The organism is Marinitoga sp. 1135 (assembly GCF_013363245.1).
Lineage (GTDB): Bacteria > Thermotogota > Thermotogae > Petrotogales > Petrotogaceae > Marinitoga > Marinitoga piezophila.
Map to the genome: position 1 here is coordinate 119,648 of NZ_LBEZ01000001.1, position 12,765 is coordinate 132,412.

Here is a 12,765-nt window from a genome sequence, read left to right on the forward strand (position 1 = left end):
TGAGGTGAAATAAATGTTCGAACCTTTGAGCATAGATCAAAATTATTTGCAATATATTAGAGATCCAACGAGATATAAAAAGATATTATTTTATGCAAAAATAGATGGGCAAAATTGGTATGATTTGAGTAATTATGTTCAAAAAATTACAACAACAAATAGAATTCAACTTCTTTCCAAACCTGCATTTGATGAAGCAAAAATCACAGTAGCTAACTTAAACAATGAATTCACTCCAACGCAATATAATGATACTTTCGATCCTGTAAATGGAAAGATAAATGGAACTGTTAATGATAATTATTTAAATAAAATATGGGAAGTTAAAATTCTTGTTAGAGTTGATAATGGAACATCTCATATTGATGTTCCTATTTTTTATGGCTGGAAATTACAACAAGGAATAGCAGAAAAACACAAAAAAGCAGAAATAGCAATAAAAGATTTATTATGGATAACTTCTCAAAAGAAATTAGAATATCCGTTATTATACACCGCAATGAAACCAAATGAAATAATAGCAGACTTATTAACAAGAGCAGGAATAGATAGCAGTTATCACGATTTGCAATCATTAACAACGACATTTGATGTATTTATTGCAGGGCAAGATAAAACTTACTGGCAAGTGATTCAAGAAATAGTGAATGCAACACAGGGAAGATTATCAGTAAGCCCGGAAGGAAAAATAAAATTTAGAACTCGAATTGAAAACTTTACCGAACCAGCTACAGCCCTAAATATTGATGAAAATAATTTTGCAAATTATGAATTAACTAAAGATAAAAAATATAATAGAATTGTTGTTGAGAGTGAAGGGTATGAAATTGGAGCTACAAAAACAGAATTACTTATAGATACGAAACTCCAGGGAGATAATGCAATAATTTCAGCTGGAAAACAGGCTACATTTGAACTCGAATACACAAGTGACTATGGAAAAGACTTTGATACATATGTAACTTTAACAGTATATGAAGGAGATACTATAGTTGAAGATAAAGGAAGTTTTCAACAAGGAGATAACAACGGATTAATAAGAGTTGATGAATTAACAGCATATCCGGGGAAACTAGTTTTAAAAATTACAAATCTTTCAAGTAGTGCTGATTATAGAATTGATTATGTTGGATTTAAAGGAAGACCTATAAAGAAAATAAGTTTAGACAATGTTGTGCTTCCAAATACAACTAATGAACCTGATTCAGAATTAAAAATCAAATCTTATTATTCAAATCAAAGTATGCTTTCAAATGTTGCTGATGTTGCATATTCTAACTCAGAAAAAGAAATACACTTTAATCTTAGAATGAATGAATTTTATCCAGATATTTACGCTGGAAATTTGATAGATGTTTCTCTTGCGCCAAAAGGAATAGCAAATGGTATATTCATTATCAACAAAGTTAATCATAAACTTACTCCATCAAAGTTTGAAACAGTAATCGATATAACAGAATGGAAAAATATAGCTTTTGATATTAATAATAAAATAATAACCAAATCTATAAAGTCGGATGCAGTAGTAAAACCTCCTGAACAAACACAAATCGAAGAAATACAAGGGCAAGTACAAGCACTTCAAACACAAACTGATGAGGTTGATAATAGAACAAGCTATTTAGACGGAAAAGCTCCTGCAACTCCATTAAATCTATCATTAACAACAATAAACGAGAATGGATTAAGTTTTATAAAAGCATCGTGGAACGCAAACACAGAAAGCGATCTTATTGGATATGAACTAGCATGGAGTTACGATGGAACAGACTGGAATTATATAAAAACATCTGAAACACTCGTGAAATTTGAAGTAGTAGGAAATAAAACAATATACGTAAAATTAAGAGCTTTAGACGCAGAAGGAAAGAAATCAAACTGGAGTGCAGTGCAAAACATAACAAGTGCAAAAGATGAAACACCACCTGCGATTCCAGCAGGATTAACAGCCACAGGATTATTTCAAAAAATACAGGTTTCATGGAATGCAAACTCAGAAGAAGATTTCAAAGAATATGAATTACAAGTAGCAACTGATAGCGAATTTACACAAAATGTAGAAAACATAAAATTTAATACAACAAGTTTTACATATTCCGGAGCATCTAATACAACATATTATTTCAGAATTAGAGCTATAGATCAAAGTGGTAATATAAGTAATTGGAGTGCAAGTGTTTCAGCAACAACTGCAAAGGTTTATGATGAAGATTTAGAAAGTGCTATTTTGGAAGACGCTCAAAACGATATTGAAAACTTAAATATAAGTTTAGGATATAAAGCTATTTCTCTTCCACAAGGAGCAATCGCATATTGGGCTAATTCACTTGTTGATGAAATAAACCAACTTGTGCCAGAAGGTTATGAATATTCTAACCTTGATAAAATGGTAAAAATCAAAGCAGATAATATATTGGCAGAAAGTATTTTAGCAGAACATATAGGAGCAAACAAAATCATAACCAACGCCGCAAATATCGCAACAGGTGTAATTCAAGAAGCACATATAAAAGATGCAAGTATTGCAGAAGCTAAAATAAAAGATGCAGCAATAACAAATGCGAAAATAGCAGATTTGGCTGTAGATGACGCTAAAATAGCAAGTATAGACGCAAGTAAAATAAAAACAGGATATTTAGATGCAGACAGAATAGCAGCTGGAACTATAACCGCAGATAAATTAATTATGCAACCTGCTTTTAGCGTTCCAGCTGGAGCAATTGCTTATTTCACTAACTCTCTTGTAGATGAAATTAATCAAATCACGCCAGTGGGTTATGATGAAGTAAACCTTGCGCCTACAATTACACTAACACCTGATAATGCTCCAAAAAATAGTATAGTTGCGGATTTGTTAGCAGCAGATAAAGTTTATGCAAATCATATAAGCGTAAATGAACTTTCAGCGCTTACAGCAAATGTAGGAACATTAACTGCTGGGGTGTTGCAAAACTCATCAGGAGAAACAAAACTTGACTTAACAAATGGAACATTACAATTAGGATATTCAGGTTCTGATGATTCGAAATACTTTAAGTATGATGGCTCAAATATCGAAATAAAAGGAGCAACATTAAGATTAAGTTCAGAATATGGAGAAATAATATTTGAAGATAGTGGGTGGGAAATATATGATGGTGCAATCGGAGGTAAAGGTGCTAGTTTATATTTTTATCATGCTGGAAAAAATAGAAGCATAAGGTTTATATCCAATCCAGATTATATGGGTATATCTGCAAGTTGGTATTTTTTACAGTTTAAATCACTTGATTTTGTTATTCATGGATATACATGGTATGGAGCAAATTATTATGATTTATTAGCTATTTATCAGTCTGCAGAAAATCCTTATTTAAGTAGTTATTTCCCTATAAAAGTTGGACGCATGGACACTGGTGATTTAAATACTTGTCCTGTAGGAACAATTGCAGAATATAATGGATATTTATATGTTAAAACATCAAATGGTGTAAAAAAAATAGCTACTATCTAATTAGGAGGTGTATGATGACGAAAAAAGAAAAAATACAATTAAAGTTCATGAATATAAATATGTTTATAGAAGATATTATCGAGTATATAAATGAACTTATAAGTGAAAACGAAAAATTAAAAAACGAAATTTCAAAGTTAAAGCAAGAATTTCAAAAGAAAACTAATGAAAAATAGAACCCTTCGGGGTTCTTTTTTTATTGTTCATGTTTGGAGGTGGAATTTTGGAAGTAGCAACATACGAATTTGAAACAGATTATATTGACATTTTGCCAATAGGAGATTTACATTTAGGAAGTGAAACTTCAGATTTTAACAAAATAATTAAAGCATTAGAACAAGAAAAGGATGCAAAAATAATTTTTCTTGGTGATTTAATTGACAATGCTATTGCAAATTCTTTGGGTGATGTGTATTCACAAAGAGATAACCCACATGAAACTATCCAACAAGTAAATGCATTATTTAATGCTTTTAGGGAAAGGATTTTGGGAGTTGTTGGTGGAAATCACGAACGTAGAACCTGGCGCAAAGTCGGAGTTGATCCAATTGCATTACTCTGTGAAGAAAAAGGTATTCCATATAGCGATGATCTTATGGTTGTTGATATTAATTTAAAACAAAAAGGGAAAAAACTTAGGGGAAGCAAGAATAGAATAAACTACAAAATAGCTTGTCATCATGGTTCAAGCGGTGGAAGATTTCCAGAAAGAAGCATGAGACAGCATAGATATTTTTTTGATGTTATTACTGGCATTGATATTTATTTGGCAGGACATACACATGTTCCAGAAATGCATAAGTTTTCCATTTTTGAGTATGATTCCAAGAACAAAAAGATACGAAAAAAAGACGTGGTAGATGTAACTGTTCCAGCATGGAATGATGAAAAATATGCTGTGCAGAAATTACTTGCACCAACAGCAAGAGGAATATTTAGAATACGTCTTTATACAGAAAAAAATCATAAAGTTGAAGTTTTGGCGAGGTGAAAACATGGACTATGAAAAAGAAATTGGGGATTTAAAATTAAAAAACGTTGAGCATAATGTTATTTTGCTTCAACTTAAAGAAGAAATCGAAAATCTCACTCAAAAAATAGATAAACTAAATGAAGAACTTCATAATGGTTTAATCTCAAAAAAAGTGAATGAAGCCCTTGAACGAAGAGCTGGAAAATGGTTATTAGGTGCAATAGGTAGTGCATTAGGAACAGGAATTATAGGCTTTTTAATTGGAAAGTTCTTTGGAGGTTGAGAATATGGATTGGGAAGATTATAGAGCAAAGCTTGCTATTGCAGTTATGGGAGAGTGTGAGAATTGTAGCACATTTGAAAAATTCCTTGTTGCTTGTGTTGGTTGGAATAGATGGTTACATCAAAAAAAATATAAATTCAATCCTTTGGAAAAAGATTTTCTTGGATACAATAGGAAAATAGTTATAAACAATGTGTCAAGAGATGCAATGGAAGAAAGTATCAAAGCTGTGGATAGAGCATTTATTGAATTAAGATCAAGTCCAGTATATCGTGATCTGTTCTTTTTCAATTTAACAGGGAAAAAACCGAGTACAATTTTTAAGGTTGAAGCTGCAAAATTTGAAGGAGTGAAGCATACATTCTTCAAAATTATTGAGTAATATTCAAGAAAACAAACTGAAATACTTTCTTAAAACACATAACACTCTCTAAGGGTGTTATTTTTTTATTTATATATAAACAATCATAAAAGCATAAAAACAGCGCTAACATCTTCAGATTTTAGCGTGTGAAATCCTTTTATAAAAAAGTTTTTAGGAGGTGTTATTTGTGGAAGAAGTTTTATTAAAAACCATTGTGTATGTAGCTGTTGGCATTGTGTATATCCTTGTAAATTCGTTATTGAAATCCAAAAAACTTGAAAGCGAAGTTAAAACTATAAGGAAGGTAATAAAACACGCCGTGGAATATGTAGAGCAAGTATCAAAAATTGAAGACTTACACGGAAATCAAAAAAAGCAATATGCAAAAACTGTTGCTAAAAACATGCTGAAAGATTTACACATTAACGTTTCTGATGGAATAATAGACACAATAATTGAAAGCATGGTCTTTTATATGAATTTAGAGAAAGGAGATGAAAGTAATGAACTTGAGTGATTGGAAATTATGGATAGTTATAATAGCAAGTGTTTTAGCTGTTGGCCTGGCTTTTGTTTATCCTTATCAACCACAACGTCAGGAGGTGCTGCAGGAATATCAGAATATGTCGGATCAAGAAATAATAGATGTAATTGTGCCTTTAGAAAACAAAGACGAGGCACTAACTTATTTGGCCATGAAATACGATGGATATATGATAATTGAGGAATATTATATTGATAATAAAAAGTCGTGGTTTTTTAGACTGAAAAAAGAAGGTGTTAAGAAATGATCGAACTTAAAACAGGAGATGTATTACTTCTGAAAAAAGAAAATGCTCCAGGAGCTTACACATTCTTAAAAAAATTTCTCGGGAAAGATTTTGCTGATTTTGTGGCGAAAATTGAAAAACATGAATACATTCATTCAGAGTTATATGTAGGAAATGGATATGTCCTTGCAGCATGGTTCAATGGTGTGCATTTAGTAAAGTATCCTCTCGAAGTTCTGAGTAAATTCGATATATACAGACATGAAAAAATGGATGAAGAAAAAAGGAAAGTAATAAGAAAAAATGTGGCTAAATATTTTAATATGCCGTATGACTTCGCATCTTTGATTCTTAATGGACTTCCTGAAATTCTTAGTTTGGGCTTTGAACCACTCGAAAGATATTTTGAAAAACAACTTCCGTACAGTGATCCTAAAAAAATGATATGTAGTGAGCTTGTCGCAAGAATGTTTAAAGACGCGGGTATAATAATTGAACCAAATCCAGAATTTGTTACACCGGATGACTTAGCTCAATGTGAAGAGATGAAGAAGATTTTTTAGCGTAACAAAAATCTAAAAGGCTTTGTATAAAACAAAATCCCCCGAATTAACGGGGGATTTTCAAACCGGCCTATACCTTCGACATACAATCTCATGTTGCAGGGTATAGAATGGAGGCAACGGTGGGATTTGAACCCACGAATAGCGATTTTGCAGACCGCCGCCTTAGACCCCTTGGCTACGTTGCCTTAACCGTGAATAATTATACCACAAATATTATTAAGTTATATAGAAGAAAACATAAAATTTACTTAAATTTATTTTTCTCTGTTTCTATAAAACATTTGAATTCCTATTTCGTCCATCATTCTATTTTCTTCCCTTTGAAATTCAACCTTAAATTCTTCAAATTTCCTTTCTTTCAGTTTTTCGAGGATTATCCTATCTTTTCTTTTTTCTAAATAAATCTGTCTTTTTTCTTCTTCAAGTGCAACTTTTTGTCTGTAAATTTCTCCTAATTTTATTTTTTCTTCTTCAAGTGCTTCTAAATAACTTCTCCATTGTATTACCTCTTGAATAGTTAAAGTTTTCTCTGAAAGCATTTTTATGAATTTTTCGTTTTCATTTTTTATTTTTTCATTTATAGCAATCAAATCTTCTTCTGCCTTTATTCGATTGGCAGTTGCTTCAAGGAATATTCTTTTTGCATCTTCTTCAAGTCTTTCTCTTAAATTTTTAAGTCTTTCAAGATTAAATCTAAACCTCATTTAAATCAACTACTTTATTCCGAGTTTTTCAAGTTTATAATATAAATTTCTCACGGTTAAACCCAATTTTTTAGCCGCAGCTGTTTTATTTCCCTGACAACTTTTTAATGTTTCTATTATAATATATTTTTCATATTCTGAGAGTAACTCTTTTAAAGTGCCATCTAATTTCTTTTCAAGGTCTTCATTTTTTAATTCTGGTAGATGCATGGAGGTTATCATGGTTTCAGTTTGTGTCATATTCATTAAAGCTCTATCAAGCACATTTTCAAGTTCTCTAATATTTCCAGGCCAATCATAACTTTTTAAAATATTAACGGCATCTTCTGACAATCCATAAACAACTTTTTCATGTTTTTGATTTAAAATATGCAAAATCTGTTTTGCCATTTTTGGAATATCTTCTTTTCTTTCTCTAAGAGGAGGTACGTCAATAGTCACTACAGAGATTTTGTAGTATAATCTTCTTGAAAATTTTCCAAGTGACATAAGCTCTTTTAAATTTTCCGGTGTAGCAAATATAATTCTTACATCAGATTTAATCTCTTTATCGTTAAAAATAACCTTTCCAGTATTTAAAAATTCGAAAAATAATTCCTGAACATCTGGACCCATTAAATGTGTATTATCTATAAACAAAGTTCCCTTGTGTGCCTTTTCAAAAAAGTTATTTTCATTTCCGAAAAATATTTCTAATTGTTTCTTTTCATCATATAATAATAGATTAGTTGCAACAAATGAATAATTTCTTCTTTCGCTGAAATTATGTATAGCTTGAGCTAATATTTCTTTGCCAACGCCTGGTTCTCCGTTTAATAATACATTAACTTTTGTATTTGCAGCCTTTTTAGCTTGAGTAACTACATTTTTCATTATTTCTGATTCGCTAACAATATCTTCAAAGGTATATCTTGCTTCTTCCTTTTTTAATAATCTCTTAGTTGCTTCTAATTCTCTCAATAATCTTTCAATTTCTGAAATATCATGAATAACACCAACGCTACCTTTAAATTCTCCTTTTACAAAAATTGGATTAACGTTTATTATAACTTCTTTCTTATTAGTAGCAAGCTTAGTTCTAACATTTAATATAGGTTTTTGTTCTCTTGAACATTTAATATGCATACTTTCCTGCCCTTCAGCAATATCGTAAGTAGCCAATTTTCCAATAACTTCTTTTGCTGAAAGACCAGTTACTTTTGTATAAGCTTTATTAACCATTACAATTCTACCTTCTTCATCGGCAACAGAAATTGCATCATATGTAGAATCAATTATGGCTCGTAACAAAGAATCTAATTCCCTTAAATTTGTAACTTCTTCAGCTAATTTTTGAATACTCGTTACATCTCTAAATACTGCTGCAGCACCAATGATTTCCCCATTTTCATCTCTTATTGGAAATCTTGAGGTAACAATAATCTTTTTACCGAGATTCTGTATTCTATCAAGTTCTGGAATGCCAGTTTTTAAAACGATATGAAGTCTTGTATCAGTTATACTATCAGTAACCTTTGTATGTAATACCTTTTCTTTTGGAACACTGAGTATTTTAGCAGCAGAATTATTTAAAAATATAATTTCTTCTTTATCATTAATTAAAATAACTGCTTCTTGAATATCTTCTAAAATACTCATAATCATCTCTGCATTAGTCATGTCACAATTCCCCCTCTAACAATTTATGTTCCTGAATCCATCCGTCCAAATCCAATTCAACCATTGTATCAATAACTTTGTTATATTCTGAGTATTTTAATATACGATTTATTTCCGGGTATTCTTTGGTTTTATATACAGGAACATATTGATCCATCAAACTAACCAATATATTTTTATCCAGTTTTGCAACAAATTTAAGAGCCCCCTGTGCCTCATCAATGTTATTAGGTAATACAAGTATTCTTATAATCAATCCTCTTTTTAAAAGGTTATTTTCAAAGATATAATTACTTCCAACTTGTCTATACATTTCTTTTACAGCATCTTGTGCAAATTTCCAGTAATCTGGAGTTTTAGAATATCGATTAGCAGCATATTCAGTTGTATATCTAATATCTGCAAGGTAAATATCTATAACGCCGTCTAAAAATTTTAAAGTTTCAACTGTTTCATAAGACGAAGTGTTCCATAATAAAGGAATATTTAATCCATTTTCAATAGCGATGATTAATGCGTCAAAAATAAACGGGAGATAGGGCGTGGCGGTAACTAAATCTATATTTTTAACCTTTTTTTCGTTTTGTAACCAGAGAAATTTTTCTGCCAATTCTTCAACGTTAAATTCTTTACCAAAGCCTTTTTGAGAAAAATTAAAATTCTGACAATAAACACATTTCATTACACAATTACTAAAGAAAACGCCTCCTGCACCAGTATCTCCAACCAAAGGAGGTTCTTCTCCTTTGTAAAGTACAAATTCAGAAACTTTAATCTTATTACTTACACCACATACACCAACATGCTTATGTCGATTTATTTGACATTGCTTTGGACATAAATTACATGAAAAAAGTTTTTCATATAAAATATCTCGTCTCTTTTGTAATTCGCCTGATTCATAAAGTTTTATGTAAGAAGGAACATATGCCATTACAGTGCAATACCTCCATCAACTCGTATAACCTGTCCTGTAATATATGATGAATCATCTGATGCAAGGAATAAAACGACTTTTGCGACTTCTTCTGCGCTTCCCATTCTTTTTAATAATATTCTTTCAAGAGCAGCTTTTTTAAAGTCTTCATTTAATTCTTTAGTCATATCTGTTTCGATAAATCCTGGAGCCACAGCATTTACTCTAATTTGTTCTCCTTTCATTGTCAATTCTTTTGCCCATGTTTTTGTCATTCCAATAACTCCTGCTTTACTTGCAGAATAATTGGTTTGTCCAATATTACCTTCAAGCCCAACAACACTGGAAATATTTATTATAGATCCTTCTTTTTGTTTTCTCATAACTTTTGCAACCGCTTTGGTAACAAGAAATACACCTTTTAAGTTTACATTGATAACAAAATCAAAATCTTCTTCCTTCATTAATAATAACAACATATCTTTAGTTACACCTGCATTATTGACAAGAACATCAATTCTTTTAAATTCTTTAGCAATTGTCTTAACTGTATTATTAATTTCATCACTATTTGAAACATCGACTTTGTATCCGATGAACTTTCCAGGCCCTTTTTCATTTAATTCTTCTTCTACTTTTTTCAAAGCATCCAGGTTTCTTGCAAACCCCAAAACGGTAGCTCCTTCGCTTACAAAAACTTCACTTATTTTTTTGCCAATACCTCTGTTTGCACCAGTTACTACACATATTTTATTTTCTAATTTCATTCTTTTTCCTCCTTTGAACTTTTTAATAAAAATCAAATCACATTATATTATAGCATATTTTTTGTAATACAATCTATTGTATGATATAATTTACATATGAAAGGGAGTGGATAAATGGAACAGGAATTCAGGGAATATATTACTGAAATAGAGAATATTCTTGAAAAAAAACTACCTGATGAATCAATCGAAATATTGAGGAAAGCATATTATCTTGCTAAGGAAGCTCATAATGGTCAGATGAGAGCTTCTGGGGAGCCTTTTTTCGAACATCCTAAAGCTGTATCTAAAATTCTTGCTGAATTGAAGATGGATGTTGAAAGTATAGCTTCTGCCTTATTGCATGATGTTGTTGAAGATTGTGATGTTCCTATTGAAAAGATTACCAATGAATTTGGACCGGAAATAAGTAGAATAGTTGATGGAGTTACCAAAATTAGTAATTTAAAATTAAATGAAAAATTAAATAAAGTAGATATGAAATCGCTTGAGAAAATAGAGACTATCAGGAAAATGTTGTTAGCAATGTCAAATGATATAAGGGTTATTATTGTTAAATTAGCAGATAGACTACATAATATGAGAACTTTACAGTATGTTCCATATAAAAAACAGGTGATAAAGTCTCAAGAAACATTAAAAATTTATGCCCCGATTGCCCATAGACTTGGTATTCATAAAATAAAAGCAGAATTAGAGGATTTATCTTTTAAATATCTGTATCCAGAAGCCTATGAAGATTTAAAAAGAAAGTTGGAAGAACGTGTATCAAATGTTCATGACAGGATGGAAGAATATAAAACAACAATAAAAGAACAATTAGAAAAACACAATATAAAAGCTACGTTGCAAGGAAGAACAAAACATCTATATAGTATATGGGAAAAAATGCTAAGAAAAAACAAAAGTTTTGAAGATATTTATGATTTTATTGCTTTAAGAATTATAACGGAGTCTCCTACAGCATGTTATGCAGCTTTAGGTGTTGTTCATTCTGTTTGGAGACCTGTGCCCGGAAGAATAAAAGATTATATAGCCGTTCCAAAATCAAATGGTTATAGGTCAATTCACACTACTGTTATTACAAATAAAGGTGAAACGCTTGAAATTCAAATTAGAGATTGGGAAATGCATGAAGAAAGTGAATATGGTCTTGCAGCACATTGGGCATACAAACAGGGTGTAGACGCTAAAAAAATGTATTTCGTAAAAAGATTAATGGATTTACATAAAGAAATAGCCCAATCTGCATTTAATATGAGTGAAATAGAAGAGGAACTTCAGGCGCATGAAGTTTTTGTATTTACACCAAAAGGTGAGATTTTGCATTTGCCATATGGCGCAACTCCAATTGATTTTGCATACGCCATTCATACTAACGTTGGAAATCATTTTGCCGGTGCAAAGGTTAATGGAAGAATAGTTCCTATAAGTTATGAGCTTCAAAATGGAGATATTGTAGAAATAATAGTTAACAGAAACTCTTCTGGTCCAAGTATAGATTGGTTGAAATATGCAAAATCTTCAAGAACAAAGCATAAAATAAAAAGATATTACAGATTAAAAAATGAAAAGAATCTTGAAGAAAAAGGAAGAGACAAGATTCGTGAAATTGCTAAAGACCTTGATATGTCCATAGATAATCTAATTCACGAAATAAGAAATAATGAGATTTTTTGTGAAAAACACAAGATAAAAAATGAAGAAGAATTATATATTCGTCTTGGTTTTGGAGATTTAAACCCAAGGGAGATATACAAATTATTTGAGAAGAAAGAAGAACCAAGAATAGAAGAAAAGAAAGAAGAAGTACATCACATTACCTATAAGCGAAAAGGAGTAGGAGTTATAGTAGATGGTCAGGAAGGTATAGATGTTTATTTTGCAAAATGTTGTAATCCTGTTCTTGGTGATGACATTATAGGTATTGTTAGTAGAAGAGGTATAGGTATTCATAGAAGAAATTGTATGAATATACGTGAAGTTCCACCAAATAGAGTAATAAAAGTTAGTTGGGTAACAGAAGATGCAGAAAATACAAAATTCGTTACACATCTTTTAATAGAAATGGAAAACAAATCTGTTCTTGATGATATAAGAAGAAAAATAAAAAATGAAAAAGCTAATATAGAAATGTATGAAACCACAAGAAAAACTGATAGAATAGATCTAAAGATGCGATTAGCTGTAAAAGATGTACAACATCTAATGAGAGTTTTAACGGCAATAAAAAATATAAAGGGAGTATATAGTGTAAGGAGGAGTTAAAG

General features: G+C 30.8%; 13 protein-coding genes and 1 tRNA gene. 9 read left to right on the forward strand and 5 right to left on the reverse strand.

What is annotated here, in order from left to right; genetic code table 11:
* Positions 1-13 precede the first annotated feature (13 nt).
* From XO10_RS00715 to XO10_RS00750, 8 genes are all read left to right on the forward strand, one after another.
* Positions 14-3,493 carry a hypothetical protein gene (locus XO10_RS00715; protein ID WP_175420954.1) on the forward strand — a complete coding sequence of 1,160 codons (3,480 nt, stop codon included), beginning with the start codon at positions 14-16 and terminating at the stop codon, positions 3,491-3,493.
* Between the two features lie 14 nt (positions 3,494-3,507).
* Positions 3,508-3,669, forward strand: a complete 162-nt coding sequence (locus XO10_RS00720) for a hypothetical protein (protein WP_014295861.1) — start codon at positions 3,508-3,510, stop codon at positions 3,667-3,669.
* Between the two features lie 47 nt (positions 3,670-3,716).
* Positions 3,717-4,484, forward strand: a complete 768-nt coding sequence (locus XO10_RS00725) for a metallophosphoesterase (RefSeq protein WP_175421009.1) — start codon at positions 3,717-3,719, stop codon at positions 4,482-4,484.
* A gap of 4 nt (positions 4,485-4,488) precedes the next feature.
* Positions 4,489-4,749 carry a hypothetical protein gene (locus XO10_RS00730; RefSeq protein ID WP_014295863.1) on the forward strand — a complete coding sequence of 87 codons (261 nt, stop codon included), beginning with the start codon at positions 4,489-4,491 and terminating at the stop codon, positions 4,747-4,749.
* Positions 4,750-4,753: 4 nt separating this feature from the next.
* Positions 4,754-5,131: a hypothetical protein gene (locus XO10_RS00735; protein WP_175418002.1), complete on the forward strand. Its 378-nt coding sequence runs from the start codon at positions 4,754-4,756 to the stop codon at positions 5,129-5,131.
* A 169-nt stretch (positions 5,132-5,300) separates the two neighbouring features.
* The gene (locus XO10_RS00740; protein WP_175421010.1) at positions 5,301-5,630 is read left to right on the forward strand and encodes a phage holin, LLH family; all 330 of its coding nucleotides are present in this window, start codon (positions 5,301-5,303) and stop codon (positions 5,628-5,630) included.
* On the forward strand, positions 5,617-5,904 hold the full coding sequence (locus XO10_RS00745; protein ID WP_175421011.1) for a hypothetical protein: 288 nt from the start codon (positions 5,617-5,619) through the stop codon (positions 5,902-5,904). The genes XO10_RS00740 and XO10_RS00745 overlap by 14 nt, the downstream gene beginning before the upstream one ends.
* Complete coding sequence (locus XO10_RS00750) at positions 5,901-6,446, forward strand: hypothetical protein (RefSeq protein ID WP_175421012.1); 546 nt, start codon at positions 5,901-5,903, stop codon at positions 6,444-6,446. Before XO10_RS00745 ends, XO10_RS00750 begins: the two co-directional genes overlap by 4 nt.
* A gap of 111 nt (positions 6,447-6,557) precedes the next feature.
* Here XO10_RS00750 and XO10_RS00755 read toward each other — a convergent pair.
* From XO10_RS00755 to fabG, 5 genes are all read right to left on the reverse strand, one after another.
* Positions 6,558-6,634, reverse strand: a tRNA-Cys gene (locus XO10_RS00755).
* A 69-nt stretch (positions 6,635-6,703) separates the two neighbouring features.
* Positions 6,704-7,153 (reverse strand): flagellar export protein FliJ, encoded by a 450-nt coding sequence (gene fliJ / locus XO10_RS00760; protein WP_014295616.1) that lies wholly within the window; start codon positions 7,151-7,153, stop codon positions 6,704-6,706.
* A 9-nt stretch (positions 7,154-7,162) separates the two neighbouring features.
* The gene (locus tag XO10_RS00765; protein ID WP_014295617.1) at positions 7,163-8,812 is read right to left on the reverse strand and encodes a sigma-54-dependent Fis family transcriptional regulator; all 1,650 of its coding nucleotides are present in this window, start codon (positions 8,810-8,812) and stop codon (positions 7,163-7,165) included.
* Position 8,813: 1 nt separating this feature from the next.
* The gene (locus tag XO10_RS00770; RefSeq protein WP_014295618.1) at positions 8,814-9,746 is read right to left on the reverse strand and encodes a radical SAM protein; all 933 of its coding nucleotides are present in this window, start codon (positions 9,744-9,746) and stop codon (positions 8,814-8,816) included.
* On the reverse strand, positions 9,746-10,495 hold the full coding sequence (gene fabG, locus XO10_RS00775; protein ID WP_014295619.1) for a 3-oxoacyl-[acyl-carrier-protein] reductase: 750 nt from the start codon (positions 10,493-10,495) through the stop codon (positions 9,746-9,748). Before fabG ends, XO10_RS00770 begins: the two co-directional genes overlap by 1 nt.
* A gap of 114 nt (positions 10,496-10,609) precedes the next feature.
* Here fabG and XO10_RS00780 point away from each other — a divergent pair, with 114 nt between their 5' ends.
* Positions 10,610-12,763, forward strand: coding sequence for a bifunctional (p)ppGpp synthetase/guanosine-3',5'-bis(diphosphate) 3'-pyrophosphohydrolase (locus XO10_RS00780; RefSeq protein WP_014295620.1), 2,154 nt, complete (start codon positions 10,610-10,612; stop codon positions 12,761-12,763).
* Positions 12,764-12,765 lie beyond the last annotated feature (2 nt).

What these genes read in the sequence shown, in the direction of transcription:
- XO10_RS00715 (WP_175420954.1), top strand. Translation starts at nt 14, where the DNA reads ATGTTCGAACCTTTGAGCATAGATCAAAATTATTTGCAATATATTAGA.
- XO10_RS00720 (WP_014295861.1), top strand. Translation starts at nt 3,508, where the DNA reads ATGACGAAAAAAGAAAAAATACAATTAAAGTTCATGAATATAAATATG.
- XO10_RS00730 (WP_014295863.1), top strand. Translation starts at nt 4,489, where the DNA reads ATGGACTATGAAAAAGAAATTGGGGATTTAAAATTAAAAAACGTTGAG.
- XO10_RS00735 (WP_175418002.1), top strand. Translation starts at nt 4,754, where the DNA reads ATGGATTGGGAAGATTATAGAGCAAAGCTTGCTATTGCAGTTATGGGA.
- XO10_RS00745 (WP_175421011.1), top strand. Translation starts at nt 5,617, where the DNA reads ATGAACTTGAGTGATTGGAAATTATGGATAGTTATAATAGCAAGTGTT.
- XO10_RS00750 (WP_175421012.1), top strand. Translation starts at nt 5,901, where the DNA reads ATGATCGAACTTAAAACAGGAGATGTATTACTTCTGAAAAAAGAAAAT.
- fliJ (WP_014295616.1), bottom strand. Translation starts at nt 7,153, where the DNA reads ATGAGGTTTAGATTTAATCTTGAAAGACTTAAAAATTTAAGAGAAAGA.
- XO10_RS00765 (WP_014295617.1), bottom strand. Translation starts at nt 8,812, where the DNA reads ATGACTAATGCAGAGATGATTATGAGTATTTTAGAAGATATTCAAGAA.
- XO10_RS00770 (WP_014295618.1), bottom strand. Translation starts at nt 9,746, where the DNA reads ATGGCATATGTTCCTTCTTACATAAAACTTTATGAATCAGGCGAATTA.
- fabG (WP_014295619.1), bottom strand. Translation starts at nt 10,495, where the DNA reads ATGAAATTAGAAAATAAAATATGTGTAGTAACTGGTGCAAACAGAGGT.
- XO10_RS00780 (WP_014295620.1), top strand. Translation starts at nt 10,610, where the DNA reads ATGGAACAGGAATTCAGGGAATATATTACTGAAATAGAGAATATTCTT.